The sequence below is a fragment of the Streptomyces sp. NPDC058457 genome, from assembly GCF_042720695.1.
GTDB lineage: Bacteria > Actinomycetota > Actinomycetes > Streptomycetales > Streptomycetaceae > Streptomyces.
The window spans coordinates 1-20,206 of the sequence record NZ_JBHXLU010000104.1 but is presented as its reverse complement, the minus strand read 5'-3'; the positions used below and the strand labels follow the sequence as shown (position 1 = coordinate 20,206).

The 20,206-nt window shown below is 69.2% G+C and carries 16 protein-coding genes and 4 pseudogenes; 9 read left to right on the top strand and 11 right to left on the bottom strand.

The window, feature by feature from the left end; all coding sequences use genetic code 11:
* Positions 1 to 33: 33 nt before the first annotated feature.
* Positions 34 to 1,230 carry a histidine kinase gene (locus tag ACFWPS_RS45965; RefSeq protein WP_383718019.1) on the top strand — a complete coding sequence of 399 codons (1,197 nt, stop codon included), beginning with the start codon at positions 34 to 36 and terminating at the stop codon, positions 1,228 to 1,230.
* Positions 1,227 to 1,901 (top strand): response regulator, encoded by a 675-nt coding sequence (locus ACFWPS_RS45960; RefSeq protein WP_383718016.1) that lies wholly within the window; start codon positions 1,227 to 1,229, stop codon positions 1,899 to 1,901. Before ACFWPS_RS45965 ends, ACFWPS_RS45960 begins: the two co-directional genes overlap by 4 nt.
* 264 nt (positions 1,902 to 2,165) lie before the next feature.
* Here the strand turns inward: ACFWPS_RS45960 and ACFWPS_RS45955 are convergent, their stop codons facing one another.
* Positions 2,166 to 3,086 carry an alpha/beta fold hydrolase gene (locus tag ACFWPS_RS45955; protein ID WP_383718014.1) on the bottom strand — a complete coding sequence of 307 codons (921 nt, stop codon included), beginning with the start codon at positions 3,084 to 3,086 and terminating at the stop codon, positions 2,166 to 2,168.
* On the opposite strand from ACFWPS_RS45955, the gene ACFWPS_RS45950 reads away from it, so the two are divergent.
* Positions 3,073 to 3,741, top strand: a complete 669-nt coding sequence (locus ACFWPS_RS45950; RefSeq protein ID WP_383718011.1) for a TetR/AcrR family transcriptional regulator — start codon at positions 3,073 to 3,075, stop codon at positions 3,739 to 3,741. The two genes, ACFWPS_RS45955 and ACFWPS_RS45950, sit on opposite strands and share 14 nt — an antisense overlap.
* Positions 3,742 to 4,208: 467 nt before the next feature.
* Positions 4,209 to 4,901, top strand: a complete 693-nt coding sequence (locus ACFWPS_RS45945; RefSeq protein ID WP_383718009.1) for a haloacid dehalogenase type II — start codon at positions 4,209 to 4,211, stop codon at positions 4,899 to 4,901.
* A 223-nt stretch (positions 4,902 to 5,124) separates the two neighbouring features.
* Here the strand turns inward: ACFWPS_RS45945 and ACFWPS_RS45940 are convergent.
* From ACFWPS_RS45940 to ACFWPS_RS45925, 4 genes and pseudogenes are all read right to left on the bottom strand, one after another.
* A pseudogene (locus tag ACFWPS_RS45940) lies at positions 5,125 to 5,277 on the bottom strand (IS5/IS1182 family transposase); the annotation flags it as partial.
* Positions 5,278 to 5,386: 109 nt separating this feature from the next.
* Positions 5,387 to 6,388 carry a LuxR C-terminal-related transcriptional regulator gene (locus ACFWPS_RS45935; protein WP_383718007.1) on the bottom strand — a complete coding sequence of 334 codons (1,002 nt, stop codon included), beginning with the start codon at positions 6,386 to 6,388 and terminating at the stop codon, positions 5,387 to 5,389.
* A 58-nt stretch (positions 6,389 to 6,446) separates the two neighbouring features.
* Positions 6,447 to 10,115 (bottom strand): S8 family serine peptidase, encoded by a 3,669-nt coding sequence (locus ACFWPS_RS45930; RefSeq protein ID WP_383718004.1) that lies wholly within the window; start codon positions 10,113 to 10,115, stop codon positions 6,447 to 6,449.
* Positions 10,116 to 10,404: 289 nt separating this feature from the next.
* Entirely contained in the window at positions 10,405 to 10,824 is a 420-nt protein-coding gene (locus tag ACFWPS_RS45925; protein WP_383718001.1) for a transposase, read from the bottom strand.
* A gap of 396 nt (positions 10,825 to 11,220) precedes the next feature.
* Between ACFWPS_RS45925 and ACFWPS_RS45920 the strand changes: the two genes are divergently transcribed.
* Positions 11,221 to 11,382 carry a hypothetical protein gene (locus ACFWPS_RS45920; protein ID WP_383717999.1) on the top strand — a complete coding sequence of 54 codons (162 nt, stop codon included), beginning with the start codon at positions 11,221 to 11,223 and terminating at the stop codon, positions 11,380 to 11,382.
* Positions 11,383 to 11,673: 291 nt separating this feature from the next.
* Positions 11,674 to 11,859, top strand: a complete 186-nt coding sequence (locus ACFWPS_RS45915; protein WP_383717996.1) for a hypothetical protein — start codon at positions 11,674 to 11,676, stop codon at positions 11,857 to 11,859.
* Positions 11,860 to 11,913: 54 nt separating this feature from the next.
* Here the strand turns inward: ACFWPS_RS45915 and ACFWPS_RS45910 are convergent, their stop codons facing one another.
* Positions 11,914 to 13,068 carry a tyrosine-type recombinase/integrase gene (locus ACFWPS_RS45910; protein ID WP_383717994.1) on the bottom strand — a complete coding sequence of 385 codons (1,155 nt, stop codon included), beginning with the start codon at positions 13,066 to 13,068 and terminating at the stop codon, positions 11,914 to 11,916.
* 95 nt (positions 13,069 to 13,163) lie between these two features.
* Here ACFWPS_RS45910 and ACFWPS_RS45905 point away from each other — a divergent pair.
* A pseudogene (locus tag ACFWPS_RS45905) lies at positions 13,164 to 13,328 on the top strand (pirin-like C-terminal cupin domain-containing protein); the annotation flags it as partial.
* 105 nt (positions 13,329 to 13,433) lie between these two features.
* On the opposite strand, the gene ACFWPS_RS45900 reads toward ACFWPS_RS45905, so the two are convergent.
* From ACFWPS_RS45900 to ACFWPS_RS45890, 3 genes are all read right to left on the bottom strand, one after another.
* Entirely contained in the window at positions 13,434 to 13,949 is a 516-nt protein-coding gene (locus tag ACFWPS_RS45900; RefSeq protein WP_383717991.1) for a DUF2231 domain-containing protein, read from the bottom strand.
* A 1,034-nt stretch (positions 13,950 to 14,983) separates the two neighbouring features.
* On the bottom strand, positions 14,984 to 17,359 hold the full coding sequence (locus ACFWPS_RS45895) for a glycoside hydrolase family 65 protein (protein ID WP_383717988.1): 2,376 nt from the start codon (positions 17,357 to 17,359) through the stop codon (positions 14,984 to 14,986).
* Between the two features lie 180 nt (positions 17,360 to 17,539).
* Positions 17,540 to 18,412 (bottom strand): universal stress protein, encoded by an 873-nt coding sequence (locus ACFWPS_RS45890; RefSeq protein ID WP_383717985.1) that lies wholly within the window; start codon positions 18,410 to 18,412, stop codon positions 17,540 to 17,542.
* 230 nt (positions 18,413 to 18,642) lie between these two features.
* Between ACFWPS_RS45890 and ACFWPS_RS45885 the strand changes: the two genes are divergently transcribed.
* Positions 18,643 to 19,356: a CBS domain-containing protein gene (locus ACFWPS_RS45885; RefSeq protein ID WP_383717982.1), complete on the top strand. Its 714-nt coding sequence runs from the start codon at positions 18,643 to 18,645 to the stop codon at positions 19,354 to 19,356.
* Between the two features lie 21 nt (positions 19,357 to 19,377).
* Positions 19,378 to 19,761, top strand: a pseudogene (locus ACFWPS_RS45880) (CBS domain-containing protein); the annotation flags it as partial.
* Positions 19,762 to 19,827: 66 nt separating this feature from the next.
* On the opposite strand, the pseudogene ACFWPS_RS45875 reads toward ACFWPS_RS45880, so the two are convergent.
* Positions 19,828 to 19,914: pseudogene (locus ACFWPS_RS45875) on the bottom strand (CBS domain-containing protein); the annotation flags it as partial.
* 103 nt (positions 19,915 to 20,017) lie between these two features.
* Positions 20,018 to 20,206 (bottom strand): hypothetical protein (locus ACFWPS_RS45870; protein WP_383717980.1); only part of this gene is annotated, 189 nt, incomplete at its 5' end.

Sequence of the window (20,206 nt, the reverse complement as noted above, 5' to 3'; positions counted from 1 at the left end):
TCGCCGCCCGGCCCGCCCCAGGGAGCCGTAGCCGTGTCCCTCACCGCCCCTGCCGTACGCCGGCCCTCCGTGGCGGAGCGCTACCTCCCCCACCTGGTGTTCCTGGTTGCCCTCGCCGGCACCCTCGTACGGCTTTTCGAGCTCAACCACGAACTCTGCTGGCGTATCGCACCGCCCACCGCGGGGCTGGCCCTGGCGTACGCGACCGGGCTGGCCCAGTGGGACCAGCTGGGCCGCCGGGCCCGAACCGCTTGGCTGGGCCTCCTCCTGCTGCTGTGGACCTGGGTGGCCTGGAGCCTTCCGGTGCCGCTCGCCTTCGGATACGCGTGGCTGGCCGTGCCGTTGGCCGTCCTGGCACTGCGGATGCCGACCCGAGCGACACGTGCCACTGCGCTCGGTGTGCTCACGGCAGTGCTGTTCGCGGTCCTGTTGCGGGCGGGCGGCGGCCTCGATCCCGATGTGCTCGCACCGCCGGTCGCCGCCCTGTGGGCAACCGTGCTCCTCTACCGCACCCAGCAGCGACTGACCTGTGAACTGGCTTCCACACGGGGCGAGTTGGCGCGACAGCAGCAGGAGGCCGGGCGCCTCGCCGAGCGGGCCCGGATCGCGCGGGACCTGCACGACACGCTCGCCCAGGAGCTCTCGGGCAGCCGCATGCTGCTCCAGGCCGCCGAGCAGGACTGGGAGCGACGTCCGGAAGCCGCCCGCCGACACGTGCGGACGGTGGCCGGCTCACTCGGCGAGCATCTCGCACAGACCCGGGGCATCATCGACGACCTCACCCCACCTGTGCTCGCCCGGGAGGGCCTGGAGGCGGCGCTGCGCGACCTGTGCGCCCGCGCCGGCACCGCGACCGGGTCGCCCGAGATCTCCTTCCGCACCCAGCACGACCTTTGCTCCCTGCCCACGGAACAGGCCGTGGCCCTGCTGCGGGTGACTCAGGGGCTCCTCGCCAACGCTCGCGAACACGCGCGGGCCGGACACATACGCGTCACCTTGGTCTACGGCGACAAGGCGACCGCGGCCGTCGAAGTCCGCGACGACGGAGTGGGCTTCGACCCGACGGCCGTCCGCCCGACGGACACCGGCCGCGGATTCGGACTGACCGCGGCACGTGACCGGCTGGGTCTGTTCGGCGGAACCCTCACTGTCGACAGCGCTCCAGGACACGGCACCCGCGTACGGGCGGCCCTGCGAGCCGAGGAACGAGTCCCGGTCGGCGCTCCATGAGCGAGGCTCCCGATTCGCCGCTGCGGATCCTCGTCGTGGACGACCACGCCGTCGTACGAGCCGGGCTGCGGGCCCTTCTCGAAGGCGAACCCGGCTTCGAAGTCGTCGGCGAGACCGGCGACGGCATCGACGCGGTACGTCAGGCGGAGCGGCTGCGTCCCGACGTAGTGCTGATGGACCTCCGGCTGTCGGACGCGGGCGCCACGCACAGCGGCCGCCACGGTATCGACGGCATCGAGGCGACCCGCCGGATCCTCGCCGGCTCCACGAATGCCCGGGTGGTTGTGCTCACCAGTCATGGCCACCAGGCCGATGTGCTGCGAGCCGTGGAGGTCGGCGCTCGCGGCTACGTCCTCAAGGCGGGCCCGCCCGAGGAGTTGTTCCGCGCGGTACACGCCGCGGCGGCGGGAGGCATGGCGCTGGCGCCGGAAGTCGCGGCGCAGTTCGTCGGGCGGCCGGCCGAGCGGGGTCCTGTGCTCAGCGAGCGCGAGGTCGAGGTCGTCCGGCTCCTGGCTCAGGGACACAGCAACCGGTCCATCGCAGGCGCCCTGCACCTGGCTGAGGCGACGGTCAAAACCCACCTCATCCGTATCTACCGCAAGCTCGGCACCGAGAACCGCGCCGGCACCGTCACGGAAGCGGTCCGACTCGGCCTGATCGAACTCAACTGAGCCTGATACGGGCTTCGGTCTTCGGAAGAGCGGCAATCGCCGGAGACTCCGCGGAATCCGAAGCCACCGTCTCGTGAAGTTCCCGGCAGACCTGCCCAGCGCCCGGGAGCACGACGCACTGGCTCGCGTTCCAACTGAGCAGCCATCCAGTGCGACGACAAGGCCGGAGCCCTGCTCGCGATCAGCTCGAACGGCGGTGACGGCTCGCCAGTCGATCTGGCGAACCGTCACGGCCCGCAGGATTGGGCACGTGTGCCGTTGACGCTACTCGTCGAGGAACTGGACAGCGTGCTTCAGGAACCGCTCGGGGTACTGGAACTGCGCTCCGTGCCCGGCATCGGGGTAGATGATCAGCTGGGCGTCGGGAATGTTCTGGGCAAGGTGCCAGGAGTTGATCGAGGGGATCATCACGTCGTCCTCGCCATTGATGACCAGCGTCGGCTGGGTGATCGCGTTCAGGTAGACGAAGGGCGTCTCGCCCGGCCGCAGCGGCGAATAGACCGCGATCGCCTCCGCCTGCGCCGTCATGAGTTCGGGCGAGCTCGGCGGGTCCTGGTCGACCCGCTGGTGACGCCTCTCCCAGAAGGCCTTGCCCGCTTCCCGCGCGACCTCCGAACGTCCGAAGAACAGGAAGAGGAAGTCGTCCACGGTCGGTATCGCATTCGTCGCGACCTCCGGCACCTTGGTGTTGGTGGACTCCTCCCCGCCCCGCAGACCGGTGCCGATCAGCAGGAGCTTGCGCACCAGCTCGGGGTGGCGCAGCACCACCTCCTCTGCCTGGACACCGCCGATCGAGAAACCGAGCAGGTCGACCTGTTCCAGCCCCAGCGCCCGGATGACCGCGGCGATGTCGTCGGCCATGTCCTCGATCCGGTTGCGCGGCGTACCGGACGACGAGGCGAGGCCACGACCGTTGAACAGGATGACCTCACGGCCCTCTGCCAGGCCGTCGGTGATCAGCGGATCCCAGTTGTCCATGCCACCGCGGAAGTGCTGGACGAAGAACAGCGGAACGCCGGAGGGCTTCCCCCAGCGCCGGTACGCGAACCGGTCTCCGTCTACCTCGATGTACTGAGTCGGTGCGGTCACATGTGTGTCACTCACGGCCTGGCCTTTCTGTAGTCGGCGCCACTTAGAATGATGGTCATAATCCAAAAAGTCAACCACTTTGATGTCGATCGTCATCTATGTATGGTGGACAGTCGGGCTTCGACAGAAGGGCGGGCTGGACATGCGGGTCACCAAGGCGCAGGCGGAGCAGAACCGTGCACACATCGTCGCGACAGCCGGCAGGCTGTTCCGCGAGCGCGGCTACGACGGTGTCGGCGTGGCGGACCTGATGGCGGAGGCCGGATTCACCCATGGCGGGTTCTACAAGCACTTCCACTCCAAGGCCGCCCTGATGGCAGAGGCATCCGCGAACGGGCTCTCACGGACCGCGTCACTGACGGAAGACCTGGACATCGCCGAGTTCGTCGAGTCCTACGTCTCCCGGGAGCATCGCGACGGGCGCGGCGAGGGCTGTACCATCGCGGCCCTCAGCGGCGACGCCGCGCGTCAGCCCGAAGGCATCAAGACGGAGTTCGCAGCGGGCATAGAGAGCCTGACAGCGGCCCTTCAGGCCGGAGGCGACACGGCTGCGGACACGGACCAACGCACGGCCCGCGCCACGGTCATCGACGTACTGGCCCACGCGGTCGGCGCACTCATGCTGTCCCGGGCGTGCCCCGACCGCTCTCCACTGGCGGACGAAATCCTCGATGTCTGCCGTGAGGCAATCCTCGCGTCTCTGACACACGGAGACGGCAGCCGGCCAGCAGCAAAGGGCCTGGTGAATTGATCTTGAGTCAGGCCTGTGCCGCACAGAGGTCGAGGCCGTCCGCCGAGACGGAGTCGCCCACGACACGACGACCACCCGCTTCACAGAGCACCACAACCGGCTCACCGACCTGCTGAGGGATGCGACCGCCGTGCAGGGCGAGCGGCTCCGTTCCATGGGACCTGCGCCGCGGCACCAACCCGCCCCCGAGCGGCAGTTGCGCACGTCGGCGGCACAACGGTCCCATACTCACTCCTGAGGGTGCCCCGACGGGGCAACGCGCCAGAGCCGCCCGACAACAGCGCGGTCACCACTGCGCGCCACTTCGTCCCACAGGCCTTGACTACCGCGGTCGCGCCTTGGAGGACCTCGCCCCCCGCAATGCGCATTCGCCGGCACAACACTGTCGATAGATTCACATCCGGCACCCCGAGTACCTGGGCGACTCTGCTTGACGTTCGCCAGGGGCAAGGTATTACGGTCATCATATGGATATTCGAGCGCTCGTATTCGATGTGTTCGGCACGGTCGTGGACTGGCGCTCGGGCGTCGCGCGTGACATCCGTCGGCTGGTACCCGACGTGGACGCCGAGGCGTTCGCGGATGCCTGGCGCAGCCAGTACCTCCCCTCACTGGATCGGGTACGGCGTGGCGACCTGGCCTGGGTGAACCTCGACGCGCTGCACCGGGCGTCACTCGACGAACTGCTCGCGGAATACGGGGTGCCGGATGTGCCCGAGAGCGTACGCACCGAGCTCGTGCTCGCCTGGCACCGGCTGGACCCCTGGCCGGACTCGGTCTCGGGGTTGGAGCGTCTGAAGAAGCGGTTCGTCATCGCCTCGCTGTCCAACGGCCACGTCGCGCTGCTCGTGAACATGGCCAAGCACGCCGGACTGCCCTGGGACACCGTGCTGTCCGCAGAGCTCTTCGAGCACTACAAGGGCGACCCCGAGGCCTACCTGGGCGCCGCGCGACTGCTCGGCCTCCCGCCGGAGCAGGTCATGATGGTCGCCGCACACGTCGACGACCTCGCTGCGGCCCGAGCCTGCGGCCTGCGCACCGCCTACATACATCGTCCGCAGGAGTACGGCTCGAAGGCTGTCCGGCCACCGAGCACCGATCCGAAGGCCGATATCTCCGTGGCCTCATTGACGGAGCTTGCCCAACGTTTCAATGCCTGAGACTTCAGAGCCCGTTGGGAATCCGCCAGTGACCACCACTTGCCGGCAACTGCGATCAGCCAAGTTCCGCACAGCCGCTGACGTCACCGCATTCCTCGCGAACAGCAGCCCTGCCAAGATCAAGTCGTCGCGTTGACTCTCTGCGAGCCCTCAGAATTCGTAACACGATCTTGCTGAGGTACACGGTGCGACCGAGCACGTCACCTTGTAGCAGCGGACAGCCCGCGGCGAGCCCGGGAAATGCCAGGTAGTTGCGGGGATGACGCTTGTAGCGGGGGCTGAGTCCGCGGTAGCCGGACAGCCACGACATCGTCTTCTCAATCACCCACCTGCGACGCCCCAATCGTTCGCTGGACTCGATGCCTTTGCGGGGGATCCCTGTGGCCAGGACGTGCCCATGCACCCTTCGGCCACGGCAGTTCATGGAGTGGGGGCCGTGCTCTCGGCCAGGGCGCCGTCCGTCGGTCTCACAGGGTCCGCAACGGCTACACCCAGCCGCGTTGAGAAGCCCGCATCCCCAGCTGGAACCGGCTCGCCGCCCCCAGCCGCTCCTGCAGCTCGCGCACCCGCCGCCGCAGGGTCCGCAGACTCACCCCCAGATGGCGAGCCACCGCCTCGTCCTTCATTCCGGCCGCCAGCAGCCGGGTCAACGTCCTCTCGCTCTCGGAGAGTTCACTGTCGTCGGCGGCCTGGCCCAGTGGAGTCGCCTGCTGCCAGGCCAGCTCGAAGAGCTTCTGCAGGGCCTCGGTCACTGCCGAGTGCCAGACGACGACGGCACAGTAGCCGCCGGCCGAGGAGGCGGTCAGCGGCAGCAGCGCCCGGCATCCGTCGACCACCAGCAGCTTGAGCGGCACGGTCGGCAACACCCGGGCCTGCTCGCCGAGTTCGACCATTCTCAAGGCGCGGGACAGAACCTTCGGATCCTCCAGGCCGGTCGCCGCGTAGATCCCGCGAGAGACTATCCCGCGGCTGAGCAGATCGGCCTGGAGATCCACCTGCGGAGCGGGCGGGGCGAGATACGGCGGTGTGTCGAGAAGGCACACCTCGTGCTCCGCGCGCGCGTACATCTCCTCCAGGCGTGCCGCGATGGCGCCCTCGCCGGAGGCCACTTCGACGAGCCGGGACGGCTCCTCGCGCAGCAGCCCGACCTCGTGCGCGGTCGCCATCTCCTCGGCGGCGGCGGCCAGCAGTTCGGACTCCGTCTCGCGCCGCCGGATCAGCGCACGGATCGCCACCCGCGGGTCGACCGCCCGTAACCCGCCCATGGAGTCGGATGGTTGCAGCAGCCCGAGCGCGAGCAGCCGGTTACAGGCCTCCCGGACCCGGGCCGGGGAGGCACCAGTCAGCAGCGCCCAGCCGCCCGCGCCGGCGTCGGGCTGGTTGAGGATGGCCTGGTACAACAGCTCGTCGAACGCGGAGACCCCCACCGCGGCCCAGGAGCTCGCGGCAGGGGTCTCCCTTGCCGTGTCGTATGCCGTGTTCACCATGGCCCGGCACCGTAGACGATCTTTGTTAAGATCTTTCGCAACGCTTGGCTGCGGTCGTCTACTTCAGGGCGAACGCCCGTACGACCGTCTGGTCGACGATGTTGCCGTCCGGGTCGCCGGCCCGTACGCGCAGCGACACGAACCGGGCGTCCTTCTTCGGGTTCTTGAGCTCCGCCATGCCGTGCTTGACCTTCACTTCCTTCCACGAGGTGCCGTCGTCGTACGAGACCCAGGCCTTCAGGGAGCTGGCGGTGACGACGCCCGACTGGTTCCGGACGGAGAGGCCGAGCTTCGACGTGTGTCCGGCCTCCGCACTGTTGAGGAGGTCGAGCCCGGCGACGTCGTAGTCGACCGAGAGCAGCCCGAGCGCCGTCTGCTGGTCCGTGTGCGCCGAGGCGAATGACCATTCGGTGTGGGTGCCGGTGGAGTACGCCGCCCAGTCGGCCGTGCGCTGTGTGTCGAGCACGAGGCGGTACGAGGACTTTGCCGCCGGGACGGTGAAGGTGCCGTAGCCGCCGAGTGCGGTGTCGCCGACCAGCTGCCCGTCCGCGTACAGCTTGCCCTTCGCGGTGTCCTGGACGTTGTCCACGTATCCGTAGTGGCCCGGTGTGGCATCGCCCAACTCCGGGATGCGGAAGGTGAGTTTGTCACCGGTGCGCTGGGAGAGGCCGGCCTGCTGAGCGGTCGCCGGGCGGACGACCTGGCTCAGCCAGTCCTCGGCGGGCTGCTTGCCCGCCTTGTCGAAGGTCCGCACGGGACCCCACTGAGGCTGGTTCGCCTGCCAGTTGGGATAGACGGCGTGCCAGATCCGGTTGTCGGAGACGTTGTAGTACTCGGTGCGCTCCGTGCCGAGTTGCACGTTGGTGGTGGTGGCGATGTCGGCGCTCTGCCAGGGGCGGTACCGGTACACGGCGTCCTTGCCGACATCACCGGCCCGGGCCCCGTGGTAGCGGACCGTCTGCTTTACCGTGTTGGAGCTGTTCAGGTTGTACGTCTGGTTGGCCGAGATGGCTCCCACCTGCGGGAACATCACGTTGTACACATACGGACTGACCGGAGTGCCGGCCAGCTTCAGCTTGACCTTCTTCCCGCTCTTCAGCAGGGCGCCGAGCTTCGCGCCGTCCTCGCCGGTGGCGATCATCAGCGGGACGCTCGTGCTCTTCGCCCAGGCGAGCCAGTACCCGGGCGTCTCGCGATAGGCGAGGACGTAACCGGCCCCGGCCGCGGTCGCGTTGGCCAGCGCCTCGTCCGGCGTCCCGCCGGCGGCAACTCGGACGACCGCCACCTTGCCCTTGACGTCGAGTCCCGCGAAGTCGGCCGCGGTGCCGGCGCCCGCGTCCACCGCGCGCACCGTGTGGTCACCGCTGACCTTCACGGGCAGACCGATGTCGGTCTGCGCGTAGTCGAGGGGCAGCGCGTACTTCTCCGGGCCGGTGACGCTCGCCGTCAGCTCCTTGGCGTACAGCCGGAACTTCGAGGAGAACTCGAACGTGCCCTGGGTGACCTTCTCGGTGGGCGCCACATAGATGTGGTCGGTCCACCAGCCCTGGCTGTAGGTCACCCCGAAGCCGGTGCCCGGGCCTTCCCGGTGCCAGTTGGTGCTGAAGCCCTGGAACTCGGAGTCCTCCTTGGTCCTCGGCTTGATCTCGACCGCCTTGCGGGCGTCGAGGACGACCTCGGTGTCACGGTCGACCTTGATCTCCGGATCGCCGACGACCGAGGTGTTGACCTCCAGTCCGGCCGCGTCCCGCTGCGAGATCCAGGACGCCGTGGAGTACGTACCGGCCGGCACCTTGAAGGTGTAGCTCTTGCCGATGTACCCGTACGTGTCCGGGTAGGCGCCGTTCAGCTCCTGCAGCATGAAGATCGACGACGAGGTGGGCGGCTTGCCGTCACGGCCCAGCAGCGACACCTTCAGGTCGTAGGTCTTCGGCAGCTTCTCGAAGCCGATGGCCGTGGTGACGAGGACGCCGTCGGCGCTCGCGGTGATGTGGCCCGTGTACCGGCCCGTCGCCTCCTTCGCCGGGTCGACCGTGACCGCGACAGTGGCGGTGCCCTTCGCCGGGACGGTCACTGTGTCCGCGTTCAGTGTGGCGTCGCGAAGTGACGAGGACACCTTCAACTCCACCGCTTTGTCCGTGGTGTTGGTGTACGTGATGTCCTTGCCGGCGGCCTCGGTGTCGGTCTCCTCGTACTTGCCGAAGCTCAGCGTCGGGGTCGCGAAGACGCCCTGGTTGACGGCCCGTACGGCGTCGACCCGGCCGTCGCCCTGCTCGAAGACGTCGGCGTCCGGCATGGTCTTCGCCGTGGTCGCCAGCGCCTGCTTGATCTGCTGGCCCGTCCAGTCGGGGTGGGCCTGGGCGACCAGCGCCGCGGCGCCCGCGACATGCGGGGTCGCCATCGACGTACCGCTCGCCGTGGTGTAGTAGTCGTCGACCGGCGTACCGCCAGGCATGCTGGTGCCCGCGGCGCGGGCCGCGGTGATGGCCACGCCGGGCGCGGTGATCTCCGGCTTGACCGCGTAGTCACCGACGCGCGGACCGCGGCTGGAGAACGAGGCCAGCTTGTCGGACTTGTCCACAGCGCCCACTGTCAGCGCGGAGTCGGCGATGCCCGGGGTGCCGACGGTCTGCTCGGACGGGCCGGAGTTGCCCGCCGCGATCACGAAGAGGGTGCCGGTGGAGGCGGACAGCTCGTCGACGGTCTCGCTCAGGATGTCGGAGGGACCGGTGGCGTCACCGCCCAGCGACATCGACACGATCTTCGCGCCGGATTTGGCCGCCCACTCCATGCCCGCGATGATCCAGGAGTCCTGGCCGTGGCCGGTGTTGTCGAGCACCTTGCCGACGCGCAGTTCCGCACCCGGTGCCACGCCCTTGTACCGGCCGCCGGAGGCCGCGCCGGAGCCGACGATCGTGGACGCCACATGGGTGCCGTGACCGAAACCGTCCTGCACCGTCTCGCCCGGTACGAAGCTCTGCGTCTCGGCGATCTTCCCCGCCAGATCCGGGTGCCCCATGTCCACGCCGGTGTCCAGGACCGCGACGTCGACGCCCTTGCCGTCGTAGCCCGCCTTCCACACCTCGGGCGCACCGATCTGCGGCACACTCACGTCGAGGGACGCCTGCACCTTGCCGTCGAGCCAGATCTTGTCGATGCCCTCGCCGAGCTGTTTCGCGGCCTTGGTGGTCGGTTCGGTGCCGAGGGCGGGGGCGATGTCGGCCCAGAAGGAGGTCGACTTCTTTGCGCTCAGCGCGGCCCCGTCGATCGCAGGCAGCTTGAGCGTCCGGCGAGCGCCCTCAGGGGTCGCGCTGCCGCTCTTGTACGTCGCGATGACCGGGGTGGCGCCGGTCTTCGAGTCCGCGTATCCCTGCTTCACCAGCTGGGTGACGTTGAACAGGGCCGGGTCGAGACGGCCCGCCTTCACCAGCGGGATCGCGTCCGCCGGCAGGACACTGACCTCGCCGTCGCGCTCGCTCGACAGGAAGGTGGCGGCCTCACGGCCCTTGCCGCGCTCGATGTCGACGGCGGACTTGCCGTCGGGCCCGGTGGTGACCGAAACCCTGTCGCCCGTGATGAGGGTGACGGTCTGGGTGTCGGCGTGTGATGCCCGCGTGGCGCCCGGCTGGTCGAGCGGGGACGCGGGACCGGCCGCCGCAGGCGTGACCGCCCCGGCGAGCAGCCCGGCCGCTCCTGCCACGGCCCAGAAGGCGTGGAGTCTTCGCATGTGTGGACGTCCTCCCCTGAACACTGAAATGCCTCCGCCCTCGTGGAGCGGAAGCCAGTGCTCAGAGTGAGTGCCGCGCGCAAAGCGACTCAAGGGATTGCTGTGGCCGGGGAGTGCCAATGCCTTTCTCGGCCACGAGGGTTGACGGGCGGATAGGGCGTCGGCGGGGTTTGGCCTGTGATGGTGACGCGGTGCGTCGCCGCATCCTCAGGCGCAGCCGGATCACGGCGCGCTGATGGGGCCCGTGGGGCAGATTGGGCGCGGGGGCTGCCGACAACGAATCTTGCTTCTACGGTGCTGGCATGGGCAAAGACGGGGTGCCCCGACTGAAGCTGGCCATGCCCGCGGACTGCGACACCGGGCTGCGGTTGTGCCGCAGGTGCGGTGGTCCGCTTTTCGCACGGATGTGGGAGCCGTCCACATACGCTCTGGACCAGTCGAATTCACCCGCCGCATTCGATTCGGCGAGCAGAATGCGGTGCAGGCGGTCGAAGACCCCAGCCCGCTGCCGCCGCTCCAGACGCCGCCAGCAGGTTTGTCCGGAGCCGAACCCCAACTCCAGGGGCATCAGTTGCCAGGCTATGTCGTTGTGGAGCACGTACAGGATGCCCTGCAGACACATCCGGTCCGGCACCGGCCAAGGGCCCGGTGATCGCTCCGGCCAGGGCGGAAGCAGCGGCTCGATCAGCGCCCACAAGTCGTCATCCACGATCCGCGGCCGAGTACTCACACCCTCCCGAACGGCCGAATCGTCACACCGGTCACGCCCAGCCAGGACACCTCAACAAGATCGTGTTACGGGCTCAAAGCCCTTGCAGGCATCGCCCATTACACAAGGGTGCGGTTCCTCTCGGGGGTCAGCCGAGCTGGGTAGACACTGATTGGCATGTGGTCAGTGCCGTCACACTCCTACCGTGGTGGGGTGGAGGCAGGGCGCGATCGTGTCGTTGCCGGAGGAACTTCAGGCGCGGAAGCCGCGGATCAGCAGCGAGTGGAAGGGCTCCAGGCCGAGGCTGCGGAGTTGGCTGTCCAGCCGAAGAGAGCCCGAGCGTTTCTGTCGCGGTCGGAGATTGCACGGAAGATCGTCGCACAGGTGCTAGCGGAGGTGGCGATCACCGACCTGGCACTGCTGCGTGACGAGCCCGAGGTCTTCGGCCCGGTCGCCTCCAGCCCCACCGCGTGGCGACCGCTTCCGGGCATCGACCCGGCCGCACTCGGAACTCTGTGCGCGGCCCGTGCCACCGCCCACGAGATCGCCGGGCTGTAAGCCCAAGAGAACCGGAAGGCGATACCGGCCTCCTGCACAGGCAAACGCGAACTGCACTGCCCGATCCAGGACATCGATGCCACGCTGGTCACCTGCCGCTCCGAGACGGAGCACGCGGCGCAGTCTCTCCTGGCGAGTCACCTGCTGCCCGGCCGCCCTGGGCTCAGATGCTGGCGCTTGGAGATCACGAGAGAGCGTTTTACTACCACTCAATGCGCTGCCGCGGCAAACCGCGGTCTGCACCGGAGGATCAGACTGTCTTCTCGACCCATGTGACCTTGAGGATCTTGCATGCCCACGCAGTTCATGAACGCCCAGCAGACCGCCGAGTATCTGAACATGTCGATCACATGGGTGTACCGAGATGCACCCAAACTCGGACTCATCCCCTACAAGTTCGGAAACGGCCGCAGCGCCAAGCTGCAGTACAAGATCACCGATGTGCACGCCTGGGCTCAGCAGCAGAAGCTCGGCTGAGGTACGCCACGCTCGGTTCCTGGCCGCCGGCGCGGCCAGGAACCACCCCTCGCGTCAGGCCGCGAGTGCCATGTCCAGCACCTGCGCCGCCTTGCCGATCGATCCCGGCAGGAGATGCCGGTAGATCTTGAACGTGACGTCGACGCTCTTGTGCCCCATCCACTCGGCGACATCCGTGATCGGAATGCCGTTACTCAGGCAGTTCGACGCGTAGAAGTGCCGGTTCCCGTAGAGAACCATCCCTTCCGGGATGTCCACCTCGCCCGACGCCTTGATCCGCTTCCACTGGTTGTCCGTCCCCCAATACGGATACGGCTTGCGCGGATCGGTCGGCTGACGCAACAGGTAGCCGTCGAACGTGCCGTGCTTGTCCGCATACCACTCGATCGTCTCCCTGATGCGAGCAGGAAGGGGCACGTCGCGGTACTCCCCCGCCTTCCTGTGCTTGAGCGGACCGTACCGGCGCGTCGACTGCACGACCTGCTCGCTGACCCGGTACACGTCATCGGCCACCATGTTGTTCAGGTTCACCGCGTACGCCTCGCCGTTCCGCAGACCACACCCGCTCATCAAATCGGCGACCAGCATGAAGGCATCGTCACCTGCGGTTCGTATCGCGCGAAGCTGTTCCAAGGACGGGATCACCGCGCGAGCCGGGTCATACTGTGGCGGCTTGACGCCGTCCAGCGGGTTGTCGCCGTAGAGGCCGAGCCGATGCGCGTCGAGGAGGACCGCGCGCAGCTTGTCGAAGGCATTGGACTGGGTGGCCAGTCCAGCGCCGTTGCGCTCCATGGTGCGGATGAAGCCGTCGACCACCTTGTGGTCGAAGGAGTTCATCCGCCGGCTGCCGAGCGCCGGGTAGAGGTGATGCTCCAGAAGCGATTCGAGGTGCCGTACCGAAGAGGCAGCCAGATGCCGTTGACCGCCCTTCCACTCCTCGACGTACTCCTCGAACCGCATCGTTCCGTACTTCCTGATGCGCTCCGCCTTCGACTGGGACCGCCGGCCCGCCTTCTTCTCTTTGTAGATCTCCGTCAAACGCTCTTTCGCACTGTCCTGCGTCGCGAAGCCGGACTCCTCGCTCTGCATGCCCGCCGCGCTGCGGTACCGGATCTTGTACTCGTGCGGGCACTTCGACCAGCGGGACTCAGGGTGCTCGCAGCCCTTGAAGAAGGTACCCATGCCGCGGGCGAGCGTGCGTGCTGCCATGTGGTGGTGACTCCTCGGCGTCCGATGCTGACCTTTTGCTGACGCCCGAGGGTGTTCGATACCTCTGACCTGGGAAGAACCGTTGATCGCGTGGTATGTGGTGGAACTTCGTCGGGCGTACCCAGCAGGAGATCGAACAGGCCCGCGAGGACTGGTCCAAGGGCACCCGCTTCGGCGAGGTGAAGGGCTACGACGGGGCTCCGCTGCGGGCGCCGACGATGCCCGAGACACCCCTCAAACCGCGTGGAAGGACACGCTGAGCTGCATCAATGCGGCGGACCAGCGAACAGGCCTGACGAGGCGCTGTTCGCTGTCCTGAAACGTGTGGGACCTTGCTGCCGCCTGGTGCCGCTTGAGGGGGAGCCTCAGTGATCCGCGCTCGCGGGTGCGGCCGTCCGGGAGAAGCCGTCGCGCCATGCCGCCTTCGCACCCGAGTCCCCTATGCGGTAGACGTCCACCACGGCGCCCGCCGCCACGACAAGCGAGAGGACCACCGCCGCCACGCGCACCGGCGCGGCGGACCAGATGGCCGTGCCCATGACGTCCGGCCGGGGCTCGGCGGTTGCGCGGGCACCCCACCAGACCAGGGCTGCCAGGAAGAACAGGCCTGCGGCCCACGGGAGCAGACCGTCTCCGAGCTCGGCGTGCCGCTGCACCAGGGCGCTGTCCGTGACGTGCCGCTCCAGCCACTCACCTGCCTGTGTCGTGAGCGGCACGCTGACCAGCGAGACCAGGGCCAGGAGCGGCAGCACTACGCCCATGCGTCGGGCGACTCGCCGGGAGACCGCCGCGAGCACGAGCGCCAACGCGGTCAGAGGAACGAGCACCACGACGAGGTGCACGAGCAGGACATGTGCGGGCAGGCCGTTTACCAGGGTCATGAACAGGTCCTTGGATCAGATGGTCGCAAGCCGGTGACAAGGCGCGTCAGCGTCGCACAGGAACCTCTCAGTCAGCTCTCAGGCGACCGATACTCCTCAGACGGCGTTGTCGTACCGAACCTGATGGACGGGTTTCCGCAGGTCAGGCGTGATCTTGCCCCGGGTGCGGAAGGGTTGGACCGTCGGGTTGCTTCGTCGGCGGAGGTGTTGGGTGGGGTCGGTCGTGGGTCTGCTGGAAGCAAGGGAGTCGGCCGCGCGGGAGCGTGTGGAGGGGCTGCGGGAGGAGGCTGACCGGGTCCTGGCCGAACTCGCCGATGCCGAGACCGATTGGAAGGGCTGGGTGATCGCCCGGCAGCGTGTTGGCGAAGTCCTTGCTGAATCCCCGAAGACGGGGGCATCTGCGGTTGCACCGACGTCCGCAGGCGGGGACCCCGCTCCTGTGGCCTCGCCGGAGCAGTCTGCGCCGTCTCCGGCGAGGCCGGTCAGGCCGGGCTCGATCGTGCCGGTGTGGCGTCCCGGGCTCGCGGCAGGGTGCACTCGCGGTCGACTACCAGCGCATCCTCGCTCTGCCGGCCGGGTCCTCGCCAGGCGGTGAGACGGTATCGTGCCAGGAGCTCGCGGCCGGCCTCGGGCTGGAGCCGACCTCGGCGAACATCGAGGGCCGGGTGCGCTCGCGGGCCAAGCGGCTGACGGACCGGGGCCGGCTGGCCGAGCCGGTCCCGGGAACGTTCACGCTCGCTGTCGGGCCTGCCGCCGACTCATGAGCATGGTCATCGACCACAGCACCATGGCCTCATGAACCTCAGGCAGGGCCTCGCCTGTGCGGGAAGCAGTCACACGCCTGGGCAACCCGGTTGGACCCCGGCGGCACCAACAGGGAACACCGCACCACAGGGCCTCCTGTTTGCTATGGACTTCGGCACCCACGAGCTGTGCAGAAGGCCCTGCGCCTATGCGCTAATCGCCAGAAGACCACCCGACCGAGCCACCACGCTCGAACTCGCGCTCAGCATGATCGGTACGACAACGCCGTCTCAGACACCGTCCGGAAGCACCAGCCGGCAGGTGTCTCCCGGCTCCACGCGGACCGCGCGGTCCGGCAGCCGGATGTCGATCGGCGACCGGTCCGAGGCGGGCACCAGCATCTCCAGCCGTCCTCGGGCCAGGCACAGCCGTACGCCCCAGTGGCCGCGGTAGCGGAGGGACACCGCGTACGCCGACAACTCGGGCAGCGGCACCGGGTCGAGCCAGAGCGCTCCGTCGCGGGTCTCCAGGCCGGTGAGCCCGCGCTGGACGAGGTCGAGGGTGCCCGCCATGGCGCCGAGGTGGATCCCCTCTCCTGTGGTTCCGCCCTGGACGTCGGCGATGTCGCCCCGCAGGGTCTCCTGGACGAACCTCCACGCGTCCGCGCGCCGGGCGCGGGCCAGCACCCAGCCGTGGACCAAGCCGCTGAGGGTGGAACCGTGGCTCGTGCGGCGGAGGTAGTAGTCGACGGTGCCTGCCCAGGTCCCGTCGTCCACGGCGTAGCCCAGCCTCTCGAAGAGTGACCGGAGTTCGGCTGGTGAGAAGAGGTAGCCGAGCATCAGGACGTCGGCCTGCTTGGACGCCTTGTAGCGGTTGACGGTGTCACCCTCCGCTTCCAGGATCCGGTCCAGGCGGCGGATGTCGCCGTACCGCTCCCGGTAGCCCGCCCAGTCGAGTTCGGCGAGGTCGCCGTAGCCCTCGAACTGGCTGATGACGCCGTCGTGGAAGGGGACGTGGAGGGTGTGCGACACGTCCTCCCAGTGTGCGAACTCACTGTCGTCGAGGCCCATGCGGCCGACGAGTTCACGGCGACGCGGCTCGGGCAGCCCGCGCAGCAGTTCCAGGGCGCGGGTGACGACCCAGGCGGCGGTGACGTTGGTGTAGGCGTTGTCGTCGAGGCCGGGCTGCGGGGCGTCCGGGTAGGTGTCGTGGTACTCGTCGGGGCCCATCACGCCCAGGATGCGGTGCCGGCCGAGCCGGTCGTCCCAGGTGGCCGAGTCCGCCCAGAAACGGGCGATCTGCAGGAGCGTCTCGGCGCCCTCGCCGTCCCGGAAGCCGGTGTCGCCGCTGGCCTCGCAGTACTGCCACACGTTGTACGCGACCGCCGAGCCGACGTGCCACTGGAGCCGTGAGTGGTCCGGGAGCCAGCGCCCCGAGCAGGGGTTGAGGTGCAGTTCCTGGGACTCCTCCCGGCCGTCGCTGCCGCTCTGCCAGGGGTACAGCGCACCGCGCCGGCCGAGCGCGCGGGCGGCCGCGCACGCCTGGTCCAGACGCCGGTACCGGTAGCGGAGCAGGGCGCGGGAGACCTCCGGGAAGTGCAGGTTCAGGAAGGGCAGCACGAACAGCTCGTCCCAGAAGACGTGCCCCCGGTACGCCTCCCCGTGCAGCCCGCGGGCCGGCACGCCCACGTCCAGGTCCGCGGTGTGCGGGGAGAGGGTCTGCAGCACGTGGAAGAGGTGCAGCCGCAGAATCCGTCCGGCCCGGCCGGGGACGTCCAACTCGGCTCGCCGCCAGAGGTGTTCCCACGCCGTCCGGTGCGAGTCGAGGAGAGTGTCGAAGCCGGGAGCGGCCTCGACGCGGTCGACGGCGGCCCGCAGGGGCTCGCCGGTCGCGGAGTCGCGCGAGGTGTGGACGACGGCGATCTTGTCGACGACGACGGTACGTCCGGGTGTGAGCCGGAGCAGGAGGCGCTGTACGGCTCGCAGCGGCTCGGGCGTCGCCTCGGTGATCCGCACGTCGGCCACCAGCCGGGCCGCCACTCCGATGCGGATGCCGGAGGTGCTGGTGCGGCAGCGCAACCAGACCGTGTCCGGGGCGGCCACTCCGCCTTGCACGTGGGTCAGATGGCAGCCGTCGAGGTCTCGGTAGCGCGGCACCCCGGCGTTGGTGACGCTTCCGTCGAGGGCGGCCTCGACCTCGAGGTCCCCCGCGTAGCCCTCGGCGGTGAACTCGGTGCGCAGGGCGGCCAGATGCGGGTCGGCCATATGCACGACGCGCTGCTGGCGGACGTGGAGCACGCCGCCGCCGAGGCCGAAGCGCGTCCGGCGCTCCAGGAGGCCGGTGGCGAGGTGCAGGACCTGCCGGTGGTCGAGCACGGTGGCGGTGTCCGGGGTGAGCCAGTCGCAGCCCGGCAGCCGGAACCGGAGCGGCAGCCAGTTCGGCAGGTTGACCATGTCCTCGTTCTCGACCCGGTGTCCTGCCACGTCCGAGGCGAGCCGGTTGTAGCAGCCGGCCGCGTAGGTCCCGGGGTAGTGCACCTCGTCGGCGGTGCACTCGGGCAGGGTGCCGCGGGTGGCGAAACAGCCGTTGCCCAGCGTGCACAGCGACTCGCGCAGCCGCTCGTCGGCGGGCAGGTAACCGTCGTACTCCCACGTCCAGCCGCTCACTTCGGCTCCCTCCCTGCAAGTGGCCGACGTGGAGAGCCTGCGGGCCCCCCGGCCAGGCCCGCACCCCGCAGCACCAGGGCGATCACGAGATGAGGCCGAACGGCCATGCGGCGCCCCCCTCCGCTGCGGGAACCGACTGAGCGGGTCGCCCGCCTCAGCGTCTGTGGACAGGTGCAACGATCACTCCGTCTGCGGCACGACCGCAACCGGGCACTCCGCATGGTGAAGCAGTGTGTGGGCCACCCGGCCGAGCTGGAGACCGACGTGTCCGTGCCGACGCCGCGCTCCTACGACGACGAGGTCGGCGGCGGCCGAGCGGTCCGCGAGGATCCGATGGGCCGGTCCCTCGGCCGTCACACTGCGGACCCTGACCTTCGGATGGGCGGCCATGGCTTCGCCGAGCAGTGCGTCGAGCAGCGCCGAAGCCTTCTCCTCGTGCTGGCGGGCGACCTCCGCGAGCGCCACCTGGTTGCCGATCTCGTGGGCGGGGCAGCGCCAGGCCCGGACGACGTACAGGGCGCAATCGCGGACCTCGGCCTCACGGAAGGCGAACCGTACCGCCTCATGTGCGGTGCCGGGTTCCCCCGCGCCCAGCAGGATCCGCTCGTGGCCGCCGGCCAGGCCGGTCCTGTCGCCCCGGACCACGATCACCGGGCAGTGTGCCTTGGCCGCGACGGCCAGGCCGACCGACCCGAGGAGCAGCCCGGTCAGCTCACCTCGGCCGCGCGACCCGGTGACCAGGGCATGTGCGAGGTCACCCTCGCGCAGGAGGGCGTATGCCGCGTCGTCGGGGAGGATGTCGGCGGTGACCTTCACATCCGGGCACCGCTGTGCGGCGCGCTCGACCGCGGAGGCGACGATGTGTTCGGCCAGCACGCGTTCCGAGGGGCGTTCCGTGCCCTCCGACGGCACTCCGGCCTCGTAGCGCTCCCAGCGGGAGGCGTACACCAGCCGCAGCGGAATGTCGTGGCGGGCGGCCTCGTCCGCCGCCCAGTCGACCGCGAGCAGGCTTCCGTCCGATCCGTCGACGCCTACGACCAGGGGAAGTGTCATCGTCCCCACCGCCTTTCGTCGGACTGCCACGTCGTGCAGCAGGGGGCTCCGATGTCACCGTGCCACCTTCCGGGGACGGGTTGGAGGGGCCACTCGGCCCGTTCGTGTGCCCGGTCAGCACCTGTCGGCGCGGCGCGGCGCGGCGGACGCTGGGCCCGGGCCCACCGGAGGGGCGGGCTCTCGGTACGACCCGTCTCCGCACGGGTCACGGCCCTGAAGGAGGCTCGGACATGAAGCCCACGAAGGTCGACGCCGTCATGGTCACCGACGTCGTCACGGCTGGGTACGGCACGCCGTTCAAGGAGTTGGTGCGGCTCCTGGAGGAGCACCGCATCAGCGGCCTTCCGGTGGTCGACGGGGACGACAAGGTGATCGGCGTGGTCTCCGAGACCGACCTCATGCTGCACCAGACCCGCGATCCCGAGCACGACCACACGCACATCATGGGCCGCGGCGCCCGGCGTGCGGCCGTCAAGAGCAACGCGACCACGGCGGCCGGTGCCATGTCGACGCCCGCCGTCACCGTCCGCTCCGATGCCACGGTCACCGAGGCGGCCCGGCTGATGGCCGGACACCGTGTCGAACGCCTGCCCGTGGTCGACGCGGAGGACCGGCTGGTCGGCATCGTCACACGCGGCGACCTGCTCAGGGTCTTCCTGCGTACCGACGACGAGATCGTGCGGGAGATCCGGCAGGAGGTCCTCGGCAACACCCTCTGGCTGGCCCCTTACACCGTCGAGGTCACGGCGCAGGACGGCGTGGTCACCCTCACCGGACAGCTGGAACGGCGCAGCGAGATCCCCGTCGCGGTCGGCATGACGCGCCGGCTGGACGGTGTCGTCGATGTCGTGGACCACCTCTCCTACCGGATCGACGACAAGCACCTGCGGCCGACCGGGCAGAAGCTCCACGGGGTGGCCGACGACTGGCTCCGCAGGCTCTGACGGTCGCAACGAGCATGGGTCCGGGTGTGCGGGTCGGAGGCCGATCCGCTCCCGGAGGAGGAGTTCCGGGACAGCGACGCGGACCGGTTCACCCAGCGGCAGCGCCTCGACGACCTGGCGAAGGCCGGCGCGGTGACCGCCGGGGAACTGCTCAGCACGCCCGCCGTGACCGTGCACCCGAACGCCACGCTCGCCCAGGCGGCGCGCATCATGGCTCAGCGCAAGGTCAAGCGGCTGCCCGTCGTCAACGACGAAAGCCTGCTCGAAGGCGTCATCGGCCTCACCGGCTGGGTCGAGGACAAGGGCCTGGCCGCCGTGGCCGAGCGGCTGGCCCGCGCTGTCGAGGGCGTGGGCGACGCCCACTGCTGCCTGGTCCCGGCGTCCGCGCGGAGCGACCCACGATGACGGGTCCGGGCACCCAGAATCACCGCTGAGTCGCGCCCGTCGACAGCAGGACACAGCGGTGTGCAGGTCGGCCTCCGAGACGACACCGGCGACGCGGCCGTCGTCGTCGAGGACGGGGGCCGCGCTCACGTGCCACTGCTGCATGGCCTTCACGATGTCCTTGAAGGCCGCGCCGTGACGCAGGGCGTGAGCCGAACGGTCCACTCCCCGGTCCGGACTTCCCGGGCCGGGACGCGACAACAGGGTCAACCCGCTGCTACGGCTCCCTCACCGGCACCCGCCACACCAGCGTCGTACCGCCGCCTCCAGGACCCCCGGAATCCCCGGGGCAGTCCCATTCCAGTCGGCCTCCGAGTTCCGCCGCCCGCTCCGCCATGTTGCGCAGCCCGCTACGACGACCGTCGGGCGGGATACCGACGCCGTTGTCCCGGACAGTGAGAACCAG